This window comes from Halodesulfovibrio sp. (assembly GCF_015482765.1).
In the GTDB taxonomy this organism is placed as follows: Bacteria; Desulfobacterota; Desulfovibrionia; order Desulfovibrionales; family Desulfovibrionaceae; genus Halodesulfovibrio.
Genome location: NZ_JADMLB010000008.1, coordinates 17,088 through 41,645 on the forward strand (window position 1 = coordinate 17,088; position 24,558 = coordinate 41,645).

The window sequence follows — 24,558 nt, forward strand, 5'->3', positions numbered from 1 at the left end:
TAGGCAGGACAGGTAAACTGCCCCCACTTTTAAAGTGGGGGCGTTTACTGCCTGCCACCATAAAGGTGGAAAAGAACTTATTCGCCTATCGGCTCAACGTACAAGAAATGACGACTCATTTCTGAGTCATCCCCATCCATGCAGATCATCCTGTTCTGCAAAATTTCACATCCTCCGATCGGAGAAGATCCATGAATAAGAAGCCAGCAGAAAAAGTAAGAAAGGTTCGTATTGAGTCTTACATCACTAGGGAAGAACACGAGAAGGTTGTGTCATTAGCTCAGCAGTGCGGTATCTCTGTATCTGAACTCATACGTAGGCTTGCTCTTGGACAAGAACTCAATTCAAAAGTTGATAAAGAGGCTTTTTTAGACTTGCTGAAGGTCAATGCAGACCTTGGCCGTCTGGGAGGCTTATTCAAGTTGGCGTTAACAGAGAAAGTTAGGAAAGTAGCAAGTCATAAAGAGTTGAGACGTATTTTGCATGAAATTGAAGATCGGCAGGAGGAATTGCGACAGCTGATTAAGTTAATTGAAAAGGTCGTGCTTAAACGTGGGGCGAAAGGATCTTCAGCATGATTTCAATGAAGCAACCTTCACCATCTCCGAAAAATGATAACTATGCTCGTTTAGCCAACTATATTGCCGACGCTTCTCATAAGGGAGAAAAGTGTATGGCTGTCTGGAGTGCAGGGTGCATGGCCGGCGAAGACTTTCAATTGGGCATCTCTGAAGTTTTAGCGACACAAGCGTGTAATGAGCGTACTAAGAAAGAAAAGACCTACCACTTAATAGTCTCTCTTCGTCCAGAAGATGAGAGCAAGCTTTCCGAACAAGATTTCAAAGATATCGAGCAGCACTTTGCCGAGGTGCTTGGCTTTGAAGAGCACCAACGTCATTGCGGTGTGCATACCAATACTAACAATCTTCATATGCATGTTGCTTACAACATGATTCATCCTGAAAAGAAGACACGGCATGAGCCATATCGCGATTATTGGAAGCGGGATAATTTGTGTCGAGAACTTGAGCAGAAATACCAGCTCGCACTTGATCCGGGGCGGAAGCAACGTCGAGAATTTTATCAATATGTGTCGAACAAGAGTAAGAACTTCTTACCGGCAATAGAAAGAGCGAAGTCATGGGAGAATGTACATTGTGTAATGGCAGAATACGGACTTCAACTTTCATGCAAAAAAGAAGTTTTCATTACTCCATTTGATAATTCGGGGATGGCCTACCGCTTAAAAGGTTATGAACTTCATTCAGCGTTCAGAAAAGAAAGCTTGGAAAAGCGATTTGGCTCATTTCAGCCTAAAAAAGCTTTTTATCCGGCCAAAGAGACATTTATTGTTAGTAAACAAAGAAATGTTAATGTCTTGAATGAAAAGGCAGAGGCTTTGGAGGCATATACAGGGCAGGAAAGTTTTGATGGGTATCTCAAGCGGCATAAGGGCATTATCGATTCGGCTCGTGAGTCATCATCTTCATGGCAAGAGTTTCAAGCTGTTTTACAGGACGAGCTGAACATTACGATTAAAGAGCGCGGGCGCGGAGCTGTTTTTGCTGACTTGGGAACAAGAGGAAAGAACCAACCTCATGCGAAATTGAGCTGTTTAGGTCGGGAGTACTCCAGAGCACGATTGGAAGTAGATTTTGGTGAGCTGGAACGGTTGAATGAAGGGCGAACAAGTACCCCTAAAATGGGGTATGACAGTAACCCTCTTCACCGTGATCCGGAGCGAGGGCGATTGTACCAAGAATACCAACTTGGCATCAAAAAGCGGAAAAAAATGTTTGAAAAGCAGAAGGAGCAAAGAGAGCATGAGGCTCGAGAGCTGCGACTTAAGTGGAAAATAAAGATTAAAAAGTACCAAATTGATAGTATGTTGACTTGGAAAGAAAAGCGGTACTTAGTTAATGCAGCCAAGGCTGAGCAACTACGCCATGAAGAGTTGCTGAAGGAAAAGTACGCAGAGCAGCGAGTAAAGATTAAAAAAGAAATTCCATACGGCAACTGGAATGAATTTCTGCGGCAAAAAGCTGAGGCTGGTAATGCTGTGGCGTTGGCTATTCTTCAGTCCTCAAAAAAGAAAGAGCAGCATGTTTTCAATGAACGTCCTGTAGTGAAGCTTTTGGAGGGAATGACTTATACTGTCGATAATGAAGGGAACATTACCTATAAGCTTAAAAATGGTGGGGCAGTACGAGATTGCCGTAAAGATATTTATGCAAGCAATGACCTTGAGGCAGTACGGTTTGCAGAGAGGCTGAAGGTAAGGCGCTTTGGTGTAAAGGCTATGAGGCAAAAAGAACGGTAAGAACGTTCTAATGGCGGCTGATGAAATTGTTTTTAGCTCTTTTTAAGGCAAAATGTTGGCAACTTGGCGCAGACATATTGTTCCCTGGCAAGGCGTTCATTGTATCTTTCAAACGTTACAAACCTACAACTAAAGAGTGTCTACGAAACTAGTTGCTATTCAACACTTAGTAATGGGGGGAGGTTTCAATTACTATTGAAATACGTCCAAATGATCAAATTTATGCGAATTTATGTCCAGATAGTAAGTTAATACTTATATATTGAGTGCTGATATTATAAGATCACGTTCTTGGTAGGGGGATAAAAAGCAGTTTAAAGAGAAGAAGGCGTCCCGAGTGTTAAAGAACGCCCTCTCTCACCGTTAAGCAATGTAGTAGGATACTAGGTAAATATCCCACCAGTTGTGTATTAATGTTTTTAAGGGGAGGAAGGGGGAGTCAGGATATGTATTCAACAAAGGTGGACCAATCGGATATACAGTATTTATCTACCACTATTTATTATATTTTATAAATTTTGAAAAAAGAAAGTGGGGAGATTTCGAAGTTTTTGAAATCTCCCCACAATCAACTGTGACAAGCTGTTGGTTGGTAGATACTTGGAGTTGCTAGGAGGAGCCAGTATTATCAAATCAATCTTTTACTGTTATTATATGTTGAGTGTATAATACTGGTCGAGATGAGGGGATTTGAACACCCGACATCTTGCCCCCCCATACTAGGCTTCCTACCGTCATCACTCTTAAGCGGGTGTTCCTTATTTTCACAAACCCAGAAGAACTTGTTTTTTTCTTTGATTCAAAAAGGCGCATTACTTTGTCGCAGCCTTCTTCAGGGCGTGGTTTGAAAAGATATCTACCGTTTAAGTATCTTTCCTCAGTTGTATCGTTTTCATCCGCGTGCTCTTCATTAAAGGGCGGGGCTTACTTAGGTAATCTTCCTCCTGCATCCAAGCACTCTTGTAGTGTGTTGTATGGTGTGTAGTGCTTTGTACGACTGTAGTACCTTGAAGAGCTGTCATGACAGATGTGTGAACGGGATAGTTTTACGATGTTATGCGAGGAACTGGAAACAGTTCGCTTTTTTGTGGCTTTCTTCTGGTGTGTGCCGTTTTTCCACGTCCATGCTGTGGTGTTTGTCATTCTCTCTAACATCGCTTCTGATGCATCATTCATGTCTGCAAAAAAGTCGATCCCTGTCACAGCTTCAATCCGATCTACTGAAACTACAAAGTCTCTTAACGGAGCAGATGACTTCTTATTTGGCAATAAGAATGCAATCACCTTATTCCGGTGAGGTGTGTAGATGATTTTGTAGTAGGTATTTGGAACTAAAACCTTGTTTTTACCGATGTACTGACTCCCGTTGAGGACTCCACCAGTCACAACGATAATGTCTTCTGTATGAGCCCAATTGCGTACCCGCTCCTCAAGCCTCTTCCAAATTCCCCTGTTGAAGCCAGGGCGTTGGGGGCTCATATTCGACATATAGAATGATTCGCTCATAGCTTGTTTCGAGAATGCCATGTCGGCGGCTGGAGCGAGATGCCCACGATCATATCCGCTCTTTTTGTAGTCGCGTAAGCTTGCTGATCCCGTTGCTATTTGAGGATCAGGTCGAAAAGAATCGTCTCTCTTTACGCGTGGAGTATTGGTTTCCTTTTGGGTCATTTCGTACATGACCCACTCGGCCTGTTCTGTTTCCTCGTCATAACCAAGAGAGTAGTTTGTATGGTGGACTATGCTGTCGGTACGTGAGCCAGCTGGGAGCAGTTCTTTGTATATTTCCCCCTGTGCTGTAGAGGCAAAAAAAAGGAAGATAATGACGGCTACGAATTTGGAGTAACGATGGTGCATGACGTGTCCTTGTGAAATTGTTTTATGACGCTCGGTTTGTATCTTTTGTTGCTAATGCTTTTTTCAACAACATCTTTTTCCAAAAATACTTCTGCAAAGAAGGCAGTTTTTATATTGTCCTTATAGAAGGGCGTTAAAAGGACAGGCTACAAGATAGGCCGAGCATCCATGTTGTGTTATGTGGCTCAATAAATTTTACTGGTTGATCGCCAATCTGGCTTGATGCCTTTTTAGATGTTTTAACTTCATACCATTCGAAATACGGTGAAATTCCAAGGCTGTAACCTTCTGATTTATTTTCTAATGTTGCTGATATCCGCGATCCAGCACCACTAGCAAAATTTTGGTGGTTTGTTATGTCGGAATACCCATTTCCGACGTCACTCAAATTTGAAGACACTCTTCCGGCTATCAATAATGAACCTTCCATTTTGACTTTTACGTTCCAACTGTTATTAAACTTATATTGTGTGTTCAAACCGACTGGCAGGTAGAACTGACTAATCTGGCGAAGGTAGCCTCCTTCAGCAATGATGTCGTCCCGCCAGTAGCGGTATTTGAGGCCTGTATACGGAGTTAACTGCCAGGATGACATGGTGAACTTTTTCCCTACAGCAGCCGTACTTTGAAACAAGAAGTCGTGAGTATCGCAATTGAGACCTGTGCCATCAGAGTACATCCCTTCATAACGTAATTCCCCGCCTAATCCTTCAGCTTCAAGGCCAAAGAAATATCCTTGATTGGTTGTATGTGTAACCTCGGTGTTTACTCCGGCAAGGTAGCCAGTTTCATCCATGATCTGCTCGTGATACGAAAAGTAAATGACCTTGGGAGATATTGTAAAAGTTGTTTGAGCATGAGCAGTAAAAGGAAAAACAAAAAGAAGTAACGCAAGAGTGAGTCTTTTCATGTTTATTCTCGTGGCTTATTCGGGTGAGTTGTTGAGGAGATAAGCTTCCTAGTTAGGATACAGGTTAGAGGTACAAGAAAAAGGAAGAGTGTCTTTTAACTTCTTAGTATTCTAATAAATATTTGTCTGGTGCACTAGTTTTTTGATTTTTGGAAAGAGGTAGGTTTTTGCAATGAAGCGTGATCAGGAAATAAAGCGTTTTTCGGAAATTATATTCAGCTCAAAACAGTAAAAGAAGGGATCTATTTCAGGGGCTATGAGCCTTGAATTCGATCAATCTTAAGCGATTAAAACCAAAAAGCCATCAAGCTTAGTTATGCGGACTTCTTTGGCTCGCTTAAAGCAGCTGTTCAACGCCTTGATATTATTTCAGATTATTCAAAACACATTAGGCCTGAAAATTTGAGAGTTACGCTAATAGAGACAAGGAAGAACATTAACGTCACCCGTTTCACGGGCTGATCTACAAATCATACCTCCAAGCTGTATCACTCCGTATTTTGTTTGACAGGGTGTCATGTGAAGGGGATAATCTTCTACACGGTTAAGCCATTTTTCATGCCGTTTTGATTTTTGGGGCTACATGACGCCCCCTATTGGGAGCATCCATGGGAAAAAACTACCTCTATGGCCGAGCTAGTACCGTAGATCAAAATCCAACTGTGCAATTCATCGCACTCAAAAAGGCATAGTTAGATGAACTGCTCTGAACGTACCGTTACCCGAGCAAAACGGAAGATAAAAACCAAGATGCAGGTAGATTGGCCTGTTGCTATTAGGCTTAATTGATAGTTTCCATAGTCGAGCTTTCTATATCCGCATCTCAAACAAAAAAAGCGACCTTTGTGGTCGCTTCGTAGTAATATTATTTTGCTTCGCTTTTTATTCGCTTTACTGTCGAGCAGAACATCCAAACCTGTCTGTAGTCTTACTAAGTTAGCGCTTCTTGATTTCGGAAGGAATGGACGATCCAATGGGGCTCCCTCCATCTTCGACATTAAATGAAAAAGCTCCCAGCCACTAAGGCTGGGAGCTTTTTCATTATCTACTTTTAATTTCTCATGAATAGTACCATGCTCTGAAGGTGAGTATTTCAAAAAACTATGTTGATGTAGCGTCATTGAAGTATTTATGAGGCTTTTTTTGTGTAATAATGCTAAAATTAATGGAATCTTACGCTATAATTGAGCACTGAAGAGTCTTCAATTTTCTTATTAGTTCTCCTTGCCAATTCTGTAATCTATCCATTATAACGCGCCTGTCTAAAACCTATAATCTAAAAGAGAACTATGACTTCCCCTATTGCACTTATAACTGGGGCCAGCAAAGGTATTGGCGCTGCAACAGCATTGACTCTTGCTGAGTCCGGATATGATGTTTGGTTAAATTATCGTGGTGATCATTTTGCCGCTGAACAGGTTAAGGCCGCTATCGTTAAGAAAGGGCGTAAATGTACGCTTCTTCCTTTTGATGTTGCCGATAAAAATGCTGTCAGGACTGCTTTAGAGCCATTATTGAAAGATGCTGTTCCGTATGTGTTGGTGAATAATGCTGGTTATACTAAAGATGGTTTGATGATGTGGATGGACGATGAAGATTGGAATGGTGTGCTGGATGTTCACCTGAATGGTTTCTTCTACGTTACTAAATGCGTGTTGACCTATATGCTTCGCAAACGTGAAGGGCGCATTATCAACATGGTTTCCACATCTGGTGAGACAGGTGTTGCTGGGCAGGTGAACTATTCCGCCGCAAAGTCAGGGCTTATAGGGGCCACGAAATCTCTTGCGCGGGAAGTGGCAAAGAGAAATGTTTTGGTGAATGCCGTGTCTCCTGGCTTTATTGAGACCGAGATGACAGACGGTCTGCCTAAAGAGAAGATTCTTCCGATGATTCCAGTTGGTCGTATGGGGACAGCTAGAGACGTGGCGGGTGTGGTGCGCTTTTTATGCTCCGAAGATGCAGGTTACATCACCGGACAGGTTCTTTCTGTGAACGGCGGCGTTCATATGTAGTATTAGCCCGGTCTTTCGGGCAGGGGGGCATTCTCCATGTATAGAGTGGCTATTACTGGTGTTGGCATTATTTCTTGTCTTGGCAACGACAGAGAAACTGTTGCGTCAGCGTTATATGATGGGCGTTCTGGAATTATATCAGACCCAGAGCGAATTGAATTAGGATTTGCAAGCCCGCTTACTGGTGTTATCAATTTTTCTCCAAAAAAGTATCTTACGCGCAAACAACGTAAAACCATGCCCGATTTTGCTGTGCAAGCCTACGCAGCAGTGGCTGATGCGTTGGAGCATGCCAATCTTACATTGGACGAGTTGCAAAATGATATGACTGGACTTGTGTTCGGCTGCGACTCAAGTGGCTTAACTGCTGTGGAACAAGTTGATCTGCTTCGAGAGCGTGGTGAGACCTGTCTTATCGGCAGCGGGCATGTGTTCCGTGCGATGACTTCCACCGTGACACTGAACTTGAACTCCATTTTGGGGACGCAAGGTGCTTGTTGGACTATCAGTTCTGCGTGTGCCAGTGGCGGCAATGCCGTGGGGCAGGCTGCTGACCTTATTGCCCTCGGACGTCAGGAACGTGTTATTTGTGGGGCCGCGCAAGAGCTTAACTGGCAGTCTGTGTGCAGTTTTGATGGACTTGGGGCTTTTGCCACAAATGATGATCCTGCCAAAGCGTCTCGTCCTTTTGACTCACAACGTAACGGGCTTGTTCCAAGCGGTGGTGCAGCCGCAATTGTTTTGGAACGGTTCGACCTTGCGGTTGAGCGTGGCGCACATATTTTAGGCGAAGTCTGCGGGTATGGATTTTCTTCAGACGGCGAAGCTCTTTCTGTACCTAGCTCAACGGGGTTATCTCGCGCTATGTCCATGGCACTCCGTAATGCGGATGTTCAACCTTCAGACGTTGACTATATCAATGCTCATGCGACTTCTACGCCTCTGGGCGATGCTGCAGAAGGGCAGAATATTTTGCAAGTGTTCGGCGATACAACACCGCCGGTAGCTTCGCTAAAGTCTATGACAGGACATGAACTCTGGATGACTGGTGCGTCTCAGGTTGTTTATTCCGTGTTGATGGCTGAACGGGAATTTCTTGCTCCAAATATCAATTTTAACGAGCCGGATGACGCGATTAAGACGTTAAATGTTCTTCAACAGACCAGAGAAACTCGCGTTCATAATATCTTATGTAATTCTGCTGGATTCGGCGGTACAAACGCCAGTCTTGTTTTGAGATTTTTCTGATGCAGTATGATGTAATCATAATCGGTGGCGGGTGTTCCGGTCTGACTGCTGCCATTACCCTTGCGAAGTTGGGACGACGTGTTGCTGTTGTCGAGAAGGATAAGCGGCTTGCTCCCTTACTGCGTGGATTTAGCAGGCAAGGAGTACATTTTGATACAGGCGTTCACTATGTCGGTGGACTTGGCTCAGGCGGGGTGCTGGAGTCTTATTTTAGATTCTTAGGCATTGATGATGTTGAACGGAAAGAACTTAGACCTGCTTGTGCTAATATTTTCAAATTTCTGGACTCATCCCGCGAAATAACTTTTCCGCATGGTGCAGATTCGTTTGTATCTATGCTTATGGAAGAATTTCCTGACGAAGCGGACGGGATCGTCTCTTTTTGGGAGCGCGTGGAAAAAACCGCAGCGCAGTCTCCTTTTCTGAATTTACAGCACTCACTTGATGAAGATGCGCTAATCCCTGACTTGGACGTTCCAAGCGTGGCAGATGAAGCCCGTAGGGCGACATCGAACCCGTATCTGCAAGCGGCATTTTCCTTGCATGCATTACTGTATGGTGTTTCGCCTGAGCAGGCGCGCTTTGACGCACATGCCTACACACTTGCATCGTATGTACATTCCGCACACTCGTTTCCTGGTGGGGGCAAGGTGCTGGCTGATGCGCTTGAAAAGAGAGCACGTGAGCTGGACTGTGATGTCTTTTGCGGAAAGGGTGTTGAGCGTATTCTGGTGGATGACGGTTGTTTTGCCGGTGTGCAGTTTGCCAATGGTAAAACTATTCATAGCAGGCAGTGTATCTATACCGGTCATCCGGCTTTGTTGCCAGACCTGTTACCGGAAGGTGCTGTACGTCCCCAATGGGCAAAGCGGCTGAAACGTTTGGAGGATACAGCTCAGGCAATGGTTCTATTTGCTATTGCTGATCATCCAGTCGAACTTCTTACAGACAGTAACGTCTTTCTTTGTACTGCTCCTTGTGTAGAAAAATTTTTTGAAGCGGACGAAGGAGTTATTTATCTGGCAGGCGGTGAGCCTTTGCCAGATGGACGACAAGCAATAACAGTAGTAACTGCTGCCTCCACTGAAGGTTTTTCCGAATGGCAGGAGACGTCATATGGGAACAGGCCATATGCATATCACAAGGAAAAAGAACGTATTAGCAAGGCTATTTGGCAAAGGGTTCAAGATGGGTGTCCTGAATTAAGAGATGGTGTGAGTCTTGTTGATGTGGCTACTCCTTTGACAATGCAGCACTGGGTAGCGAGTCCTACAGGTAGTTTGTATGGCGTACGGCATTGTATTGATCAGATTTCTCCGATGCCTATGACAAAAGTTAAGGGGCTTGGTTTGGCTGGTCAATCTGTTCTTCTTCCGGGAGTTCTTGGCGCAATGGTTTCTGCCTTTGTAACCTGCGGGTGCTTGGTCGGGATGAAGGAACTGCATAAGGAGTTACGGGCATGTATCCGAGAAGAGTAGTGATTACCGGCATGGGAGCTGTGTCTCCTTTTGGCGCTGGTGTCGAGAGCATGTGGGATGGGCTTGTGGCTGGTAACTCAGCTGTTGGTGAGTTGCCGTCTGGTACTGAAATTTCTGGGTTGAGTGTTCGTGCTGCAGGTATGGTTCCGCCTGTGAATGTTAAAGTAATTCCCCGTCAGTATCGTCGTTCAATGTCGCGCATGACGCAGTACGCTGTGCTGGCTGCTCAAGAAGCTTTGGATCAGGCAAACATTCCTGACGCGGTTCTAGCTTCTGGAAGATTAGGGATTTCTGTTGGTTCTACTATCGGAAGTGCGGATGCTTTAGAAGAGTTTTTTACTGAGTATGTAAAAGAAAATAGTCTGGAAGCAATTCGTTCTACAACATTTTTTAAAGTGATGGGGCATACCGTAGCTGCCAACCTCGCCCAAGTGCTAGGTGTTACTGGACGTGTAGAAGCTCCTTCCGCAGCTTGTGCTTCTGGATGTCAGGCAATCGGACTTGCCTATGAGAGCGTTGCATATGGCAGGCAGGATGTCATGCTGTGTGGTGGAGCTGATGAGTTCAGTCCGCTTACTGCTGCTACTTTTGGTCTGATGAATGCTGCTTCATCCAATGACGCAACCTCTCCAGATGCCTCATCTCGCCCGTTTGACAGTAGTCGTGATGGAATTGTTTGTGCTGAGGGAGCAGGTTTGCTTGTTGTTGAAAGCCTAGAACACGCACAAGCCCGTGGTGCGACGATTTTTGCCGAGATTGTAGGCTTCGCTTCTAACAGTTCTCCAAGCAGCATAGCTAATCCAGACGCGAACTCCATTAAAACATGTATTGAACTTGCGTTGAAAGACGCTTCTGTATCACCTGTAGACGTTGATTATATCAGTGCTCACGCTACGGGCACCGAGCAGGGGGATATTGCAGAAGCGACTGCCATAGCTGAGATATTTACCTCTATGCCAATGATTAGCAGTCTAAAAGGGCATATGGGCCATACAATGGCAGCCAGTGGGGCACTTGAAAGCATTGCATCTGTGTTGATGATAACCAATGACATAATTGTTCCTACCCGCAACCTCACTGAGGTTGATCCCCGGTGCGGAGCCGTGAATTTGCCTGTTGTAAATCATAATCAGGCGGTTAGCACCGTCGTTAAAAACAGTTTTGCCCTCGGGGGCATTAATTCTGTACTAGTTATAAGGAATGCTACATGACCGAGAAGGAAGTAATAGAGATTGCGAATGTCGCGCTCGCAGAAGAGTTTGAACTTGAAATGGAACAGATGGTCCCTGAAGCTCGTTTTAACGATGATCTGGGTTTAGACAGTCTTGATGCTGTTGATATGGTTGTTGTTTTGGAGCAGGCGTTTGGATTTAAGTTGCGTGATAATCAGGCTCTGAGAGAAATTCGCACTCTTGATGATTTGCATAAATATATTTTGCGGAAGAAAAGCGAGCTTGAAGGTTAGTCTGGTTTTGGTATGCGCTTGTCTCTTCTGCTTATGAACTTGATTCAGTACCCGTTGTTGATAGGGTGGACTGTTTTTTGTGTGCTTCTGGCTTTTCCTCTGTTTCATCTATGGAGATTGGTAACTGGATGGGAGCTGGATAGGGTTGCGCGCATGTTCATCTGGTTTTACGGCAGAGTCTGGATGGAGTTCTTGAGACCTTTTGGACGGGTTCGTAAAGAGGGCTTGCAAAAGGAACGTGTACCGACACCTTGTGTTTTTGTGGCTAATCATTTGTCATTTTTTGATGTGTATTGCATGGGGACACTGCCTGTAACAAACTTTTCTATTGTTGTTCGGGCATGGCCGTTTAAGATGTGGTTTTACGCTCCTTTTATGCGGGCAGCCAAGTATTTGAACAGTGAACAGCTTGATCAGGAAGAGTTTATGGCACAATGCCGTGACGTCTTTGACAGGGGAGGGAGTGTTCTCTTTTTCCCTGAAGGACATAGAAGCCGTGACGGAGAGCTGGGCAGGTTTTATTCAGGGGCCTTTAAGGTGGCTCTAGACAATGATGTTCCTGTTGTTCCGCTTGCCATATCCGGTACGGATAAATTGTTGCCTAGAGGGCAATGGGTAATGCGGCCGGCAGAGGTCGTGGTTGAAGGTTTGGAACCGGTCTATCCTCGTCAGTTTATGCATGAAGATGTGCCCCATCTTGCTATGCGCAAATATGTTAAGCAGGCCATAGCTGCTGCCCGCAAACGACGGTAGCTATCTTTTATGAATCTTGTGTTACCCAAGGGGTTGTTATGAAACGCGTTTTCTCTTTTCTTGTTGTTATGATGTTCGTTATTGCTTCTGTTGGTTGTTCTAAGACTATGATGAGTTACCATGATCAGTCTTTTCAGGCAGCTGATGGTTCGCTTACGCTGAAGCAGGTAGAAAAAGCAATTGTGACTGCCGGTGCAAAGCGTGGTTGGGTAATGAAAAAGAAACATAATGGGCTTATGATTGGTACACTGAATGTACGTAATCATATGGTTCAGGTTAATGTGAAATATAACACTGAAGCTTTCTCTATTACGTATCTCAACAGTGTGAATATGAATTATAACGCGCAGCGTAAGACTATTCATCGCAGTTATAACACTTGGATCATGAACCTCCGAAATGATATTCAGGCAACAATTCCGTTGGCTGTTATGGAGTAAATCTTGAGTATGCCAGACCGCCCTTGGGGATCTAATTTCAGCCAAGAAGACATAGATTCTGCCAGAAAAGAGAATCGCATCCTTTCTCTTGAGCTCGAGCTTAGTCGCGAATGCGACTTGAATTGCATTTACTGTTACGCTGAGTCCGGTTCTGCCAGAGAGGATGAACTTTCATTGGATGAAATTTATTCTGTGTTGGATGAAGCCGCAGACCTTGGTGTGCGTCGTGTGATTGTGCTCGGGGGAGGTGAACCTCTTGTATATACTCATACGCTGGACATTATGAGATCAATTGCTGCTAAAGGTATAGGAATCGATCTTTTTACCAACGGTACGCAAGTTACTGCTGATATGGCACGTGAGTTTCTTTCGTTGGGGGTCGCGCCTGTTGTGAAGATGAACAGCATGCGTCCTGATGTTCAGGAGAGGTTAGCCGGTAAAAAAGGATCTTATGTCGATATTCGACGCGGTCTGGATTTATTGATGGAAGCTGGATACCCCACTTCGGAAATTCCTTTGGGGGTTCAGTCTATCATTTGCAAGCAGAACATTGATGAACTGCCGGACATGTGGGTCTGGCTTCGAGATCGGAATATTATTCCTTATTTCGAGATGATCACCTTGCAAGGTAGGGCACAGAAGCATCCAGAGCTTGCTGTTACCATTCCGGAAACCCAAGCATTGTTTGAAGAGCTGGCCCGCATTGACAGGGAACGATATGACCTGCATTGGGAACCGCATCCATCCGTTGTTGGATTGTGCTGTAACAGGCATGCATATTCCTGCACGGTAACGGTTTCCGGCGATATCATTCCGTGTCCTGGTGTTGATATCTCTGTTGGTAATATCCGAACGCAGCCGCTTGCGGACATTCTGAGTCAGAGCCGAGTGTTGCATGAATTGCGCAACGTTCGGGAACACATCAAAGGTGAATGTCGTGAGTGCGATCTTGCTCATGAATGTTACGGCTGTCGAGGGATGGCGTATCAAGCAACAGGGGATTATTTAGCTCCGGACCCGCTGTGCTGGAGGCCTTCCCAGAAAGCTACTGATAAGAAAAAGACAGGTCTTGGAAAGGAGGCTATGTAGTGTCTTCGTTGCCGTTAGATGTTGCAGGTATTTTACCACATAAGCCGCCTATGCGCCTTGTAGACCGTCTCGTGCATGTTGAAGATGAGCAGGCAGTCGTTACCGCCCGGCTTGACGAAGATTGCATTCTTGTCGGCAGAAACGCTGAACTTGATAGTGTTGTATATGCTGAGCTGGTGGCGCAGGCATATGCTGCGTTCAAGGGATATCAATTAGCGCAGGCTAACGAGGATATTAAAGAAGGATATCTCGTTGGTATTCGCAAAATGAAGGTGCTTGGTAAAGCCGTTGCCGGTGATTCTTTGACTGTGACAGTTACAACAGTAGGATTGCTGCAGGGATTTGCCGTGGTAGATGGCACCGTTGCTCATGGTGAAAGGCTGATTGCGGAAGTGCGTCTAAAACTTTACGTGCCGGAAGAAGGCGGTCTGGAAGTATGATGCGTGTAATTCTGTTGTGTCTTTGCTTGTTGTTCTCCTGTGAGGCACATGCTTATGCAGGTACAGAAGAGTTTTTGGATAAGCTTAAGACGACAATGGGGAATGTACAGAGCTTGAAATGTCGCTTTGTGCAGCGTAAGACACTGGCTATGTTTGATGACACTCTAGAGTCGCAAGGGGTGTTGTTGTTTCAAAGCCCAGACCGCCTAAGGTGGGAATATATTTCACCCGTCAAAGCGGGGTTTGTTGTTGCAGGAAAACAGGGACGACGCTGGAATACGCTTGCCGGAACGGATGAACCGTTTCGTGTGGCGGATGATGTTGAAATGCGTATTCTGACAGAACAGGTACTAAAATGGACATGTTTTGATCTTGATGCGCTTCGCGAACAGTATGAGTTTGCTGTAGCAAGTAAAAAACCGCTGAAACTTGTTCTTACCCCGAAGAGCACAGTTGTTCGTCGCTTGTTGAAAGAGTTACGGGTTACCTTATCTCCTGCAATGAGTGATGTTGCCAAGCTTGAGTTTATCGAAGCTGATGGCGATGTCACAACATATACTTTTTTTGATACGATTATTAATTCTGATATTGACGCCTCTTTACTGACCCCATGATTGGGCATGGAAGTCTGGAACGCTTTGCATACATTATGAATCAGATCCATAGTTTCGCAGCGTGGTACAATGCTCTTGTACCACATAGAAGAAAGCTGCTTATCTTTGCCGTATTAGTGCTTGTCTGCTGTGGCGTAATGTTAAGTCGCATGCAGGTGCGTGAAGATATCGGTATGATTTTGCCCAACAACGATACGGAACTATCGTATAGCCTCAATCTTATGGAGTTGGCTCCATTTTCCAGAATGGTTTTTATTCAACTTGAGGCTGGAGAGAATACGTCTCCGCAGACTTTGTTTGCAGCAGCAAAAAGGCTCCGGTCTGCATTACCGGATAATCTGACCCCTTGTTTACCGGACAATGTATTGCCGGACCCGAAGGCGTTTGTTCGGATTCTTCCCTCTTTGGCTGATCAGGCTGTTATAGACTCGTTAGAAAAGCAGCTTGCGGAGCATGAGCTTGATACGGTGATGCGGGATAATTATCTCGCGTTATTTAATGCTTCCAGTTTTGTCTCCAAGAGATTTATCCAATACGATCCATTTCACCTTCTGTCGCCTTTATACGAGTTGCTGCGTTCTTTTCGAGTTGCAAAAGATGTAACTGTGCAGCAGGGAGTGTTATCGAAGGACGACGGGCGGAAACTTTTGTTGTTGGTAAAAAGTTCTGTAGCCCCCACTGACTCTGGTAATGCTGAATTAATGCTTGCCGGAATTTCGAAAGTGCTGGGGGATACGGTGACTGGAGATATTAGCACAACCGTATTTAGCGGACATCAGTTTGCTGTGGAAAATGCTCGCACGATTAAGCAGGACTTGCGTGTAGTGCTTACGGTATCGCTCGTCGGTTTACTGGCAATATTTTTTGTGTTCATCCGCTCTCGGGATATTTTGTGGGTGGCTGCTGTACCAGGTGTTGTGTTACTTGTGGCATCTTCTGTTTTAGCTGTTACCCAGTCGGTTGTTTCTTCTATCACCTTAGGTTTCGGTGCAGTACTTCTTGGCATTTCTGTTGATTTTGCCCTGCATGTCTATTTTGCCTTTCGGTACAGTTCCTGTACTCCTGCTAAGACCCTGGCTGAAGTAGGCCGTCCGGTAATGTTCGGTGGTATAACGTCATTGGCTGCCTTTGGTGCATTGGCTTTCTCGGCTATGCCGGGCATTCAGCAATTGGCGTATTTCGGTATAGTCGGTCTGTGCTGTGGATTAGTACTGGCGTTAGTTATTCTTCCTCATTGTCTAGTGCCATGTTCTGGTGTTGAAACAGTTTGTAGCCGAGTTCCGAATCAGTTCGGCAGTTCCATTTCTTATGATGGTGAACGTGAGTGGAATGTTCCTCTTTGCATCGTTACCTGCTGTTTACTCGCCGGCGCCTTGTTTTACGGGGGACATGTACAGATGGACAACAAGCTACGCTCCCTCAGTGTTTTTCCAAAAGCTTTGTTGCAGGCAGAGAATACTATTCGGCAGGAGTGGGGCGGGAAAAATGAGTCCGCAATTTTTTTTGCAGAAGGAACAACACAGGAAGAGGCTCTTAAAAGAGGCGAAGAGCTCCGCGTATATTTACGCAAGCATGGCGTAATGAAGCTTGCATATTCTTTGTCGACCGTATTGCCCCCTGAAGAAAAAAGGGCTGCCAACCGTAGCCGGTGGAATTCTTTTGCCGCCAGTCAGTTATCGGCTATGGAGCAGGCTGTGTTGCATGCGCAAGCTAAATACGGATTTTCTTCTCATGCCTTTGCTCCTTTTTTTCAATGGATGACCATTTCGCCAGCTGATATTGGACTGGAAGATTTAAACGCAGCAGATATCGGCGGTATTTCGTCACTTTTGTATGCCGAAAAGGATGGCAGGCAGTATGTACAGACTCTTGTACCAGATCTGCCGGAAATTCGTGACCTCGCACGTTCTTCTGAACTGCCTGAGGGGATATATTTTTATTCGGCAAGAAATCTTGGGGAACAACTCGGCAAAGCAATTGAGCAGGACTTCCGACTGTTCGTCGGATTGGCTTTTGCCTCCATGGCGGTGCTGATGTTGTTGTTCTTCCGTCACATCGGGTTAACTTTACTTGCAATACTCCCGTTATGTACTGGTCTGACATTTTTGTTGTGCGTGATGAGGGTAACAGGAACCGCATTTAACTTATTCAGTGTTGCAGCGTTACCACTGATTATCGGTCTTGCTGCTGATTATGGAATTTTTGTTGTGAATGCCTGTAAAGAAGGTGTTGAGCATGGAACGCTCCGTGCAGTACTGGTTTCCGGTTTAACAACGGTTTCTGGATTCGGTGCACTTGTTTTTGCAGAACATCCCGCAATGTATTCGCTAGGTATAACCGTGCTTCTCGGTGTTGGAGCAGCTATTCCGGCTGCGTTATTTCTTGTCCCTATGCTGTATCGGTCTAAAAGCTGCCGGAGTGTGCGATGATTTGTTTGTTAGTACTCTTTTGTTGCTTGCTGACGGGGTGCTCCGCAGGCAGTATCGATCCGCATCCGATGCCTCCTGATGGTGACGTTGCTATTGAAGCCGTAAGCCATTGGAGTCAAAGCAAGGCGATGTATCGAATAAGGCTATCCGGCGATGTGTCGACCAACGGCAAGAGTTTTACCTTTCAAGGCCTAATGCATTTAAACGGTGTAACTCGGACTGCCCGACTTGTTACATTTTCCGAATTAGGGACCAAGCTTTTTGATGTATCTGTGATGCCGGAGGGGGAGCAGCTTCACTCAACGTTACCCGGTATCGGGTTATTACAGGTGCGCAAACTGGTGGTGAGAAGTGTTCGCCGCATGTTGGTGAACTATATGCCTTTACGAAGCGATTCTGCTCGTGCTGATGGTCAAAGAAGAATTTTGCAGCGGTGCGAAGGACAAATTTGTCTGACCAATACCTTTATGCCACTGCCACCTGATAACATTACCGTTGGTCATCCTTCAGTGGAGGATCAGCAGCTCGGACAAGCTGCTGAGGGTAATGGGGTAGCAGAGGGCGTGCGCGGTGAAACAGCCGTACATAATGAGTCTTCATTGTTGTGGAAAGCAACGTATAGTAATCATACATCTGTTGGTTCTCATTGGATGCCGACAATGCTTGTATATTTAGAGCCAGAGAATAACGAGATAAATACACGTGTTAAATTTGTCGTTGTGTCTGTTGCCGAGGGGGAGAAGAAATGAACAGGGTGCGTAAAGAACTTATCAATGCAATGGCCTCGGTGCAGCAGGGGAAAACGGGGCAGTGGATATCTCATTTTCGGCTGCCTGTATCGTTTGTAGGGTTTGAAGGCCATTTCCCTGAACGTCCTATTTTGCCTGCCATAGTTCAGATGTTGATGGGCGTGGTTACTGTTGAACGCATCTATGGAAACAGTTTGGAAATTTCTGCCATCAGCAATGCAAAGTTTGTTCAGCCTGTGTCGCCGGATATGGACGTGGCTGTGTCTTGTATTCCTGCTGATGCGGAGCGTTCGTCTGTAACTGTTCGTTTGACAACAGAAAATGGTGTTGCCTCCTCCTTTTCATTGCAGCTCGCCCGTGTAGCAGGCAGTACGGAGGGCGTGTGATTAAGCCATATTTCCGTTCATCTGATGGGCCAAAGCCGCTTTCCTGTGAGGTTGAAAGGCGGATTCGATTTGAAGAGGTAGATCCTTTGGGCATTGTCTGGCACGGCCGGTATCCTAGTTATTTTGAAGACGCCCGTGTTGCTCTGGGTGACTCTTTGGGCATTGGCTATATGGATTTTTACAAGCAGGGGATTGTAACGCCTATCAAGCAGATGCATGTCGATTACATCAAGCCCCTTGAGTATGGTGACACTTGTTCCGTTGAGGCATTGCTTCATTGGAGTGAAGCCGCCAAGCTGTCGTATGAATTTAATATTCGCAATGAACAGGATGAAGTTGTTACGCGCGGTTACTCCGTGTTGTTGATGGTGACGCTTGAAAGAGAGCTTCTTGTGACACCACCTGACTTTTATCAGAGTTTTCTTTCCCGTTGGTCAAGCGGGGCGTTGTAGCAATGCGTGATGATATTTTAGTCGTTATTCCTGTATATAACCACGGTGCAACGTTGCGCAATGTGGCAAAGGGTGTTCTTGAGCAGCATCCGCATCTTCTTGTTGTTGACGACGGCAGCACTGATGGGGGTGCGGAAACTCTGTCCGGTTTACCTTGTCATGTGGTCAAACATGAGAAGAACATGGGCAAAGGAGCAGCCATCCTGACTGCTTCAAAGAAAGCAATGGCTCTTGGGAAGACACACATTGTTACGATTGATGCAGATGGACAGCATTTTCCGGAAGATCTTGAAGTTTTTTTTGCTGCTCAGGAAGAAGATCAGAATGCGCTCTACGTAGGAGCACGAGATTTCTCTGTGCCGAATGTGCCTGGTTCATCAAAATTTGGTCGTCAATTTTCACGATTCTGGTTGCGTATTCAGACGGGATGGGATGTTAGTGATCCGCAAAGCGGATTCAGGGCGTACCCCGTTGCTCTGCTGAATAATCTAAAGTTGAGTGAAACTCGGTATGCGTTTGAAATCGAAGTGCTTGCCAAGGCTGCATGGGCTGGTATTCCACTTAAGACGGTGCCGATATCTGTATATTACCCAAAGTCGGAAGAGCGCGTATCTCACTTTCATAAGCTTAAAGATAATGTGACCATCAGTCTGCTTAACACGCGACTGACAATGCGCTCTATGCTTCCTTTACCGCACGGTAAGTTTTCCCCTTCGCTGGAAGAAGGTATTACCGTCACCCATCCTATTCGTTCGTTGCGCTTGCTGCTCGAAGACGAGGCTACTCCGCATGAGTTGGCTCTTTCTGGCGCGCTGGGTGCGGTTTTAGGAACGCTTCCTCTTATCGGGTTGCATTCTATCGGTATTTTATTACTGGCGGGATGGTTGCGATTAAACAAAATATGCGGGCTGGCCGTCAGTCAGTTATGTATTCCACCTTTTGTGCCTGCCATTTGTATTGAGGTCGGACACTATGTCTGCCATGGACGATGGCTTACCGAAATCTCAATGGAGACGCTTGGCTATCAGGCGTTGGATCGTTTGTGGGAATGGGTAATCGGGTCTTTGATTGTGGCACCTGCGGCCGCTGTTTTGGTCGGTGGAATCATTTGGTTGTTGTCTTACCTTATCCAAAGTGGTTTGCAGGCTAGAGGTCAGCATGACTAGCATGACAGCATCTAAATGGAGCAGCAAGAGCCTTGGCGGCCAGTTGCGGCATCAATTTTTTTATTTTTTGGTACGTATTGGTGGAATCATTCCGCCGTACATTGTTCTTGTATTTGTAGTCGGTTGGTACAGCTTACTCCCTTCGGTACGCCGACGTTCGCAGCCTTACTTAACTCGCCGATTTACCTCCTGCGGCTGGTTGTCGCGACTCTGGAAAGGTTTCCGACTCAATCTTTCTTTCGGCATGGTTTTGTTGGATCGCATTATTTATCGTGAGCTTGGACGTGGTGCCGTTTTAGCTCAGGAAGAGGATAATGAGCGTATCCGTTCTTTGCTCGCAGAGGGGAATGGACTCATTGTTCTTTCTGCTCATGTAGGGTGCTGGCAGACAGGCATTGCTGGCCTTGCGTGTGGCGGGGTACCTATTAATGTTGTGCTGTTGCAAGAGCAGGGAAATGTTGATCTGCACTTTTTTCAACAAGGCAGTCGTGGCCCTTCAGTAAACGTTATCGATCCATCAGGGCCTTTTGGTGGAATGATTGAAATGTTGAGTGCTTTGAAACGCAACGAAATAGTGTGTGTTATGGGGGATCGATATTTACAGGGTGACAAAAATCTTGTTGATGTAAAATACTTCGGGGAACAGGTTAAGCTACCAATGTTTCCAATTTCGGTTGCGGCTGCTGCGGGTGCTCCGGTAGCAGTAATGGCGACGCTTCGCGAGGGCGCGTGTGTTGCCCGTGCACATGTGCTGGATGTGTTTTCTGTACCTGCTAATGTTGGTAAGAGAACAGAATTGTGCCGTCCTTATGTTCAACGTTTTGCAACGTCTCTTGAGCGGCTTGCGTGGATGCAACCATATCAAATTTTTAATTTTTTTGACATGTGGAACTAAGGAGAAAATATGTCTGTTTACGACAAGTTGCTTACAGCAATTCTTGATGAGTTATATATTGAAGATATTTCGGCTGAAACAGTGAAAGGTGATGAGCCCCTTTTTGGTGACGATGGACTTGGTCTGGACTCCCTTGATGCGGTAGAACTTGTAGTCTTGGTAGAAAAGCATTTTGGTGTAGTGATCGAAAATATTGAAGAAGACCGAGTCGCCTTCTCCTCTCTCAACGCTTTAGCTGCATTTATCGAAGAGCGTCAGGCGTAGTATGAAATGCCGTATCAGTGTCACCGGAATGGGGATTTTATGTGCTGCAGGGCAAGGAGTGTCAGCTGTTATGGACACTCTATACTCTGGAGCCCGTCTTGCTGCGCCACCTAAACGAATTAGTTGTGAACTGGATGTAGTGTATCCTGTGTATGAGGTGCAGAATCTTTCAGCAGCGGCATATTCAGAAGGTTCTGGCATTATTGATAATGCATGCTCTTCTGAAGACTCTCTTTCTGTTCGTATGCTTATGCAGGTTGTTCAGGAGGCGTTGGTTCAGGCTCAACTTACACCGAAAGATCTTGTAAACAAGCGTGTTGGTGTTTGTATAGGTACAACTACCGGTGCTTCGCTTAATTTTGCCGATGACTATTTTGCGCATAAGAAGCATGGGTGGAAGTCCATGAGTCAGGTTTCCTCATGGTTGCATTCTAATCCAGCGCTCGCTGTTTCGAAGTACTTGGGACTTTCCGGGCCTTGCCAGACGGTTGTGAATGCGTGTTCATCTGGTACAGATGCTATTGGGTTGGGCATGTCGTGGTTGGAAAATGATGTTTGCGATATTGTTCTTGCCGGAGGCGTGGATGAGCTCAGTCTTGTTTCTTACAATGGATTTATTCGTCTCGGGGTATACGATCCAGAACCGTGTAGGCCTTTTGATGCTGGACGCAAGGGACTGAATCTTGGAGAAGGCGCTGCTATGCTGGTGCTTGAAAAGCGGAAAGATGCTGAAGCGCGTGGGATTGCTTTGCAGGCTGAATGCGCGGGGTATGGAACCTCTGCAGATGCATATCATTTGACCGCTCCCGCACCCGAGGGGGATGGGGTGAAGCGTGCCATTGAAAGTGCGCTGGAGCAGGCGGAAATTACCTGTGACGATGTGGATTTTATTAATGTTCATGGCACTGCAACCCCAGATAATGACAGGGTAGAGTCTCGCGTATTGACCGACATGTTCCCTGATACGCTTGTGTCAGCCACAAAAGGGTTTACCGGCCATACACTTGGTGCTGCCGGTGCTATTGAAGCTGTATTTGTTATTCAGGCGTTGCTTGATCAGAAGTTGCCTGCAAGCGTTGGCTTTGGTGAATCGGAAGATGGTTTTACTATGTGTCCAGTAAGTAGGGATATTTCCATCGTTGCTCGTTATGGCCTTTCTGAATCATTAGCATTTGGTGGGAATAACTCTGTGCTGATCTTTTCGAAGGAGTTGTAATATGTCATGTGCCATTATGGGGATGGGTATAGTGACTCCGGAAGGGAGCTCTTTTGATGTCCTTGCTGAGAAAGAGTTAGATTTGGCAAAAACAGCTGATGTTCAGATGTTAGAGCAATTTCATACTAAACGGGAGCTACGAAGAACTTCTCAGTATAGTCGGTTAGCCTTGCTTGGTGCTAACTTGGCTCTTAGGGATGCTGGTATGTCGGTTGAGTCGTTTGACTCTGGAAGATTAGGTGTAATTGTTGCTACTGGTTATGGGCCAGCTCGTACGACATTTGATTTTTTGGATTCTATTCACGACTTTGGTGCCAAGCTTGCGTCCCCGCTCGCTTTTTCTACCTCTGTGCATAATATTGCTGCATCCATCATTTCTTTGAAACTTGGTATTGCTGGCCCTTGTTTGAGCATAAATCAATTTGAAACGTCTTTTGCTTCTGCTCTTGTATCTGCACGTTGCTGGTTAGATGAAGGGCGTGTTGATGCAGTTCTCGTAGGTGCCGTGGACGAATATGATTCTACGTTGTGCGACGCTATTGCGGCTGTAGATGGTGAAGCCATTGAAAGTTCTTTTCCGCATAGTTCCCCAGCTGAAGGCTCGATGTTTATGTTATTAACGCGAGATGAAGTTGGAAAACGAGGAATGTTAAATAAAGTGTTGATCCAGCGCCGAACTGCATCAGACCCAATTAAATCTGCTTTTCCGGCAGGGCAAGCCTTGGAAGTCGCAAGAGCAATTGCCTTGAAACAGAATGTAGCTGTGTGTTGTAATGATGCATCAGGTCTTGAGTCAGTAATTTCTATTAATGGTTCATGTGCATGAGTGTTTTTACGTCCTTTGATGTTGAATTGTTATTGATCAGCATGCTGCGCTCGCGTTTGTTGGAAAAGGGTGGCGGGTTGCTGCAAGGAGATAATGTAGACTTTGCGTGCTCCTTAGAAGAGGCGTTTCCTGCACTGACTGTAGACGATAAGCTAGATGTCTATAAACATCTATGTGAGATGCTTGGTGCTGTAGCTGATGACTGTAGCAATGTTTTATCTCAGTCGGTACGCACTGTGTGTAGTAATGCTTATGCACAGTGGGAGAACGGTCCGGCGGTACTTTTCTTTCGGACTTCCGGCTCAACGGGCGTTCCGGTTGTTTGTGAACAGTCTTTGGAGTTATTGGAACAAGAGGCACTCTTTTTAGCAACTCTTGTTAAGGATTGCTCCAGGGTTGTATGCGTTGTTCCGCAGCATCACATCTATGGGTTTCTTTTTACAGTGCTTCTCCCAACCGTCCTAAAGGCTGATCGGCTCATTGTTCCACCATACCCGGGGCAATCGTTTATTAACTTGTTGCAGGACAGGGATGTTGTGATTGCTTTTCCTATGTTTTGGAAAGGACAGTCAGAGTTGCAGTTGGAATGTGATAAGGATGTCGTGGGGATAACCTCAACCGGCCCATGTCCAGCCGAAGTTATTCAGAAGCTTATATCTAAGGGCTTTTCAACAATTCTAGAAGTGTATGGATCGTCTGAAACAGGTGGCGTCGGATATAGGAGAGCACCGGATACTCCATACGAGCTTTTCCCTTACTGGGAGATGGAAAATGACTTGCTGCAACGAACTGGCGGTGCGGGAAATATAATCTGTGCCTTGTCGTTTCCTGACAATGTGCGTTGGGATTCTCCACGTTTGTTTATGCCTCTTCGGCGTAAGGATAATGCAGTTCAAGTCGCTGGGCGTAATGTGTATCCAGATCGGGTTAAGCAGGAGATTCTGTCTCATCCTGATGTGGTTGAATGTGCCGTTCGTTTAATGCGTCCAGAGGAAGGAAGTCGACTTAAAGCGTTTATTGTACCTAGTGAAAAATGCGAAGACTGGAATTTGTTTAAAAAAGAGCTACAAGCATGGTGTCGGACTCGTTGTAGTGTTGCGGAGTTGCCAAAGAAGATAACTATTGGCAGTGATCTGCCACGGAATAGTATTGGTAAGCTTGCAGATTGGTAGTTTGTTCAATGAACGTTTATACAGTACAAGTTGTTATGCTACTGTAAGAAATTACGGCCGAAAGAACTTAGATGGTTAAGAGAAGGCTTTTTACGGAATGAAATTTTTGGTCCTAAGTAAAGAGTATATTGACTACATTTGAAGTACCTTCTGTCAAAGTAGTGCGTTACAGCTTACCCAATTGAATTGTCGGACCAAGGTACTTTCATTTTTGGCTATATACTCGTTGAGTATGGAGTGATTCGGTAAAGATTAAGAGCGTAGCCATTCGGTTAGCGCTCTTTTATATGCTCGAGCGGCGAGTTCTCTATTTTCTTTTGAAAATTTGATTGATATTTTTTCCTAATCTGAGGTCTGCCCCTAATCTGTACCGG

The 24,558-nt window shown here is 45.5% G+C and carries 24 protein-coding genes; 22 read left to right on the plus strand and 2 right to left on the minus strand.

Features of this window, described 5'->3' with window-relative positions:
• Positions 1-191 precede the first annotated feature (191 nt).
• Both QZY95_RS01015 and traI read left to right on the plus strand, forming a co-directional pair.
• Positions 192-578: a hypothetical protein gene (locus QZY95_RS01015; RefSeq protein WP_290918137.1), complete on the plus strand. Its 387-nt coding sequence runs from the start codon at positions 192-194 to the stop codon at positions 576-578.
• Positions 575-2,320: a TraI/MobA(P) family conjugative relaxase gene (traI, locus tag QZY95_RS01020; RefSeq protein ID WP_290918140.1), complete on the plus strand. Its 1,746-nt coding sequence runs from the start codon at positions 575-577 to the stop codon at positions 2,318-2,320. Before QZY95_RS01015 ends, traI begins: the two co-directional genes overlap by 4 nt.
• A gap of 924 nt (positions 2,321-3,244) precedes the next feature.
• Here traI and QZY95_RS01025 read toward each other — a convergent pair.
• Positions 3,245-4,177 carry a DNA/RNA non-specific endonuclease gene (locus tag QZY95_RS01025; RefSeq protein ID WP_290918142.1) on the minus strand — a complete coding sequence of 311 codons (933 nt, stop codon included), beginning with the start codon at positions 4,175-4,177 and terminating at the stop codon, positions 3,245-3,247.
• 133 nt (positions 4,178-4,310) lie between these two features.
• Entirely contained in the window at positions 4,311-5,087 is a 777-nt protein-coding gene (locus QZY95_RS01030) for an autotransporter domain-containing protein (RefSeq protein WP_290918145.1), read from the minus strand.
• A gap of 1,289 nt (positions 5,088-6,376) precedes the next feature.
• Between QZY95_RS01030 and fabG the strand changes: the two genes are divergently transcribed.
• Genes fabG through QZY95_RS01130 form a run of 20 tightly spaced genes read left to right on the plus strand, consistent with a single transcriptional unit; the run spans position 6,377 to position 24,184 of the window.
• On the plus strand, positions 6,377-7,102 hold the full coding sequence (gene fabG, locus QZY95_RS01035) for a 3-oxoacyl-ACP reductase FabG (protein WP_290918148.1): 726 nt from the start codon (positions 6,377-6,379) through the stop codon (positions 7,100-7,102).
• 36 nt (positions 7,103-7,138) lie between these two features.
• Positions 7,139-8,350, plus strand: a complete 1,212-nt coding sequence (locus QZY95_RS01040) for a beta-ketoacyl-[acyl-carrier-protein] synthase family protein (protein ID WP_290918151.1) — start codon at positions 7,139-7,141, stop codon at positions 8,348-8,350.
• Complete coding sequence (locus QZY95_RS01045) at positions 8,350-9,828, plus strand: NAD(P)/FAD-dependent oxidoreductase (protein WP_290918154.1); 1,479 nt, start codon at positions 8,350-8,352, stop codon at positions 9,826-9,828. The genes QZY95_RS01040 and QZY95_RS01045 overlap by 1 nt, the downstream gene beginning before the upstream one ends.
• Entirely contained in the window at positions 9,810-11,039 is a 1,230-nt protein-coding gene (locus QZY95_RS01050) for a beta-ketoacyl-[acyl-carrier-protein] synthase family protein (RefSeq protein WP_290918156.1), read from the plus strand. Before QZY95_RS01045 ends, QZY95_RS01050 begins: the two co-directional genes overlap by 19 nt.
• Complete coding sequence (locus QZY95_RS01055) at positions 11,036-11,293, plus strand: phosphopantetheine-binding protein (RefSeq protein ID WP_290918160.1); 258 nt, start codon at positions 11,036-11,038, stop codon at positions 11,291-11,293. Before QZY95_RS01050 ends, QZY95_RS01055 begins: the two co-directional genes overlap by 4 nt.
• A gap of 12 nt (positions 11,294-11,305) precedes the next feature.
• Positions 11,306-12,046, plus strand: a complete 741-nt coding sequence (locus QZY95_RS01060; RefSeq protein ID WP_290918163.1) for a lysophospholipid acyltransferase family protein — start codon at positions 11,306-11,308, stop codon at positions 12,044-12,046.
• A gap of 38 nt (positions 12,047-12,084) precedes the next feature.
• A complete protein-coding gene (locus tag QZY95_RS01065) occupies positions 12,085-12,486 on the plus strand; it encodes a hypothetical protein (RefSeq protein ID WP_290918165.1) in 402 nt (133 codons plus the stop codon).
• A 9-nt stretch (positions 12,487-12,495) separates the two neighbouring features.
• Entirely contained in the window at positions 12,496-13,575 is a 1,080-nt protein-coding gene (locus QZY95_RS01070; RefSeq protein WP_290918203.1) for a radical SAM protein, read from the plus strand.
• Positions 13,575-14,015 carry a 3-hydroxyacyl-ACP dehydratase gene (locus tag QZY95_RS01075; protein ID WP_290918168.1) on the plus strand — a complete coding sequence of 147 codons (441 nt, stop codon included), beginning with the start codon at positions 13,575-13,577 and terminating at the stop codon, positions 14,013-14,015. Before QZY95_RS01070 ends, QZY95_RS01075 begins: the two co-directional genes overlap by 1 nt.
• Positions 14,012-14,629, plus strand: a complete 618-nt coding sequence (locus QZY95_RS01080) for an outer membrane lipoprotein carrier protein LolA (protein ID WP_290918170.1) — start codon at positions 14,012-14,014, stop codon at positions 14,627-14,629. Before QZY95_RS01075 ends, QZY95_RS01080 begins: the two co-directional genes overlap by 4 nt.
• Before the next feature lie 35 nt (positions 14,630-14,664).
• The gene (locus QZY95_RS01085; RefSeq protein WP_290918173.1) at positions 14,665-17,058 is read left to right on the plus strand and encodes a hypothetical protein; all 2,394 of its coding nucleotides are present in this window, start codon (positions 14,665-14,667) and stop codon (positions 17,056-17,058) included.
• Positions 17,055-17,807, plus strand: a complete 753-nt coding sequence (locus tag QZY95_RS01090) for a hypothetical protein (protein ID WP_290918176.1) — start codon at positions 17,055-17,057, stop codon at positions 17,805-17,807. The genes QZY95_RS01085 and QZY95_RS01090 overlap by 4 nt, the downstream gene beginning before the upstream one ends.
• The gene (locus QZY95_RS01095; RefSeq protein ID WP_290918179.1) at positions 17,804-18,193 is read left to right on the plus strand and encodes a hypothetical protein; all 390 of its coding nucleotides are present in this window, start codon (positions 17,804-17,806) and stop codon (positions 18,191-18,193) included. Before QZY95_RS01090 ends, QZY95_RS01095 begins: the two co-directional genes overlap by 4 nt.
• A complete protein-coding gene (locus QZY95_RS01100) occupies positions 18,190-18,645 on the plus strand; it encodes an acyl-CoA thioesterase (protein WP_290918181.1) in 456 nt (151 codons plus the stop codon). Before QZY95_RS01095 ends, QZY95_RS01100 begins: the two co-directional genes overlap by 4 nt.
• A gap of 2 nt (positions 18,646-18,647) precedes the next feature.
• The gene (locus tag QZY95_RS01105) at positions 18,648-19,811 is read left to right on the plus strand and encodes a DUF2062 domain-containing protein (RefSeq protein ID WP_290918184.1); all 1,164 of its coding nucleotides are present in this window, start codon (positions 18,648-18,650) and stop codon (positions 19,809-19,811) included.
• Positions 19,804-20,706 carry a hypothetical protein gene (locus QZY95_RS01110; protein ID WP_290918186.1) on the plus strand — a complete coding sequence of 301 codons (903 nt, stop codon included), beginning with the start codon at positions 19,804-19,806 and terminating at the stop codon, positions 20,704-20,706. Before QZY95_RS01105 ends, QZY95_RS01110 begins: the two co-directional genes overlap by 8 nt.
• 9 nt (positions 20,707-20,715) lie before the next feature.
• Positions 20,716-20,970 carry a phosphopantetheine-binding protein gene (locus tag QZY95_RS01115; RefSeq protein WP_074215702.1) on the plus strand — a complete coding sequence of 85 codons (255 nt, stop codon included), beginning with the start codon at positions 20,716-20,718 and terminating at the stop codon, positions 20,968-20,970.
• A gap of 1 nt (position 20,971) precedes the next feature.
• On the plus strand, positions 20,972-22,186 hold the full coding sequence (locus tag QZY95_RS01120) for a beta-ketoacyl-[acyl-carrier-protein] synthase family protein (RefSeq protein WP_290918196.1): 1,215 nt from the start codon (positions 20,972-20,974) through the stop codon (positions 22,184-22,186).
• Position 22,187: 1 nt separating this feature from the next.
• Entirely contained in the window at positions 22,188-23,012 is an 825-nt protein-coding gene (locus QZY95_RS01125) for a beta-ketoacyl synthase N-terminal-like domain-containing protein (RefSeq protein ID WP_290918198.1), read from the plus strand.
• Positions 23,009-24,184, plus strand: coding sequence for an AMP-binding protein (locus QZY95_RS01130; protein ID WP_290918201.1), 1,176 nt, complete (start codon positions 23,009-23,011; stop codon positions 24,182-24,184). The genes QZY95_RS01125 and QZY95_RS01130 overlap by 4 nt, the downstream gene beginning before the upstream one ends.
• Positions 24,185-24,558: the final 374 nt, after the last annotated feature.

Excerpts from the sequence above, each read along its gene's own strand:
- QZY95_RS01015 (WP_290918137.1), top strand. The coding sequence starts at position 192 with ATGAATAAGAAGCCAGCAGAAAAAGTAAGAAAGGTTCGTATTGAGTCT.
- traI (WP_290918140.1), top strand. The coding sequence starts at position 575 with ATGATTTCAATGAAGCAACCTTCACCATCTCCGAAAAATGATAACTAT.
- QZY95_RS01025 (WP_290918142.1), bottom strand. The coding sequence starts at position 4,177 with ATGCACCATCGTTACTCCAAATTCGTAGCCGTCATTATCTTCCTTTTT.
- QZY95_RS01030 (WP_290918145.1), bottom strand. The coding sequence starts at position 5,087 with ATGAAAAGACTCACTCTTGCGTTACTTCTTTTTGTTTTTCCTTTTACT.
- fabG (WP_290918148.1), top strand. The coding sequence starts at position 6,377 with ATGACTTCCCCTATTGCACTTATAACTGGGGCCAGCAAAGGTATTGGC.
- QZY95_RS01040 (WP_290918151.1), top strand. The coding sequence starts at position 7,139 with ATGTATAGAGTGGCTATTACTGGTGTTGGCATTATTTCTTGTCTTGGC.
- QZY95_RS01045 (WP_290918154.1), top strand. The coding sequence starts at position 8,350 with ATGCAGTATGATGTAATCATAATCGGTGGCGGGTGTTCCGGTCTGACT.
- QZY95_RS01050 (WP_290918156.1), top strand. The coding sequence starts at position 9,810 with ATGTATCCGAGAAGAGTAGTGATTACCGGCATGGGAGCTGTGTCTCCT.
- QZY95_RS01055 (WP_290918160.1), top strand. The coding sequence starts at position 11,036 with ATGACCGAGAAGGAAGTAATAGAGATTGCGAATGTCGCGCTCGCAGAA.
- QZY95_RS01060 (WP_290918163.1), top strand. The coding sequence starts at position 11,306 with ATGCGCTTGTCTCTTCTGCTTATGAACTTGATTCAGTACCCGTTGTTG.
- QZY95_RS01065 (WP_290918165.1), top strand. The coding sequence starts at position 12,085 with ATGAAACGCGTTTTCTCTTTTCTTGTTGTTATGATGTTCGTTATTGCT.
- QZY95_RS01070 (WP_290918203.1), top strand. The coding sequence starts at position 12,496 with ATGCCAGACCGCCCTTGGGGATCTAATTTCAGCCAAGAAGACATAGAT.
- QZY95_RS01080 (WP_290918170.1), top strand. The coding sequence starts at position 14,012 with ATGATGCGTGTAATTCTGTTGTGTCTTTGCTTGTTGTTCTCCTGTGAG.
- QZY95_RS01085 (WP_290918173.1), top strand. The coding sequence starts at position 14,665 with ATGAATCAGATCCATAGTTTCGCAGCGTGGTACAATGCTCTTGTACCA.
- QZY95_RS01090 (WP_290918176.1), top strand. The coding sequence starts at position 17,055 with ATGATTTGTTTGTTAGTACTCTTTTGTTGCTTGCTGACGGGGTGCTCC.
- QZY95_RS01095 (WP_290918179.1), top strand. The coding sequence starts at position 17,804 with ATGAACAGGGTGCGTAAAGAACTTATCAATGCAATGGCCTCGGTGCAG.
- QZY95_RS01105 (WP_290918184.1), top strand. The coding sequence starts at position 18,648 with ATGCGTGATGATATTTTAGTCGTTATTCCTGTATATAACCACGGTGCA.
- QZY95_RS01110 (WP_290918186.1), top strand. The coding sequence starts at position 19,804 with ATGACTAGCATGACAGCATCTAAATGGAGCAGCAAGAGCCTTGGCGGC.
- QZY95_RS01115 (WP_074215702.1), top strand. The coding sequence starts at position 20,716 with ATGTCTGTTTACGACAAGTTGCTTACAGCAATTCTTGATGAGTTATAT.
- QZY95_RS01120 (WP_290918196.1), top strand. The coding sequence starts at position 20,972 with ATGAAATGCCGTATCAGTGTCACCGGAATGGGGATTTTATGTGCTGCA.
- QZY95_RS01125 (WP_290918198.1), top strand. The coding sequence starts at position 22,188 with ATGTCATGTGCCATTATGGGGATGGGTATAGTGACTCCGGAAGGGAGC.
- QZY95_RS01130 (WP_290918201.1), top strand. The coding sequence starts at position 23,009 with ATGAGTGTTTTTACGTCCTTTGATGTTGAATTGTTATTGATCAGCATG.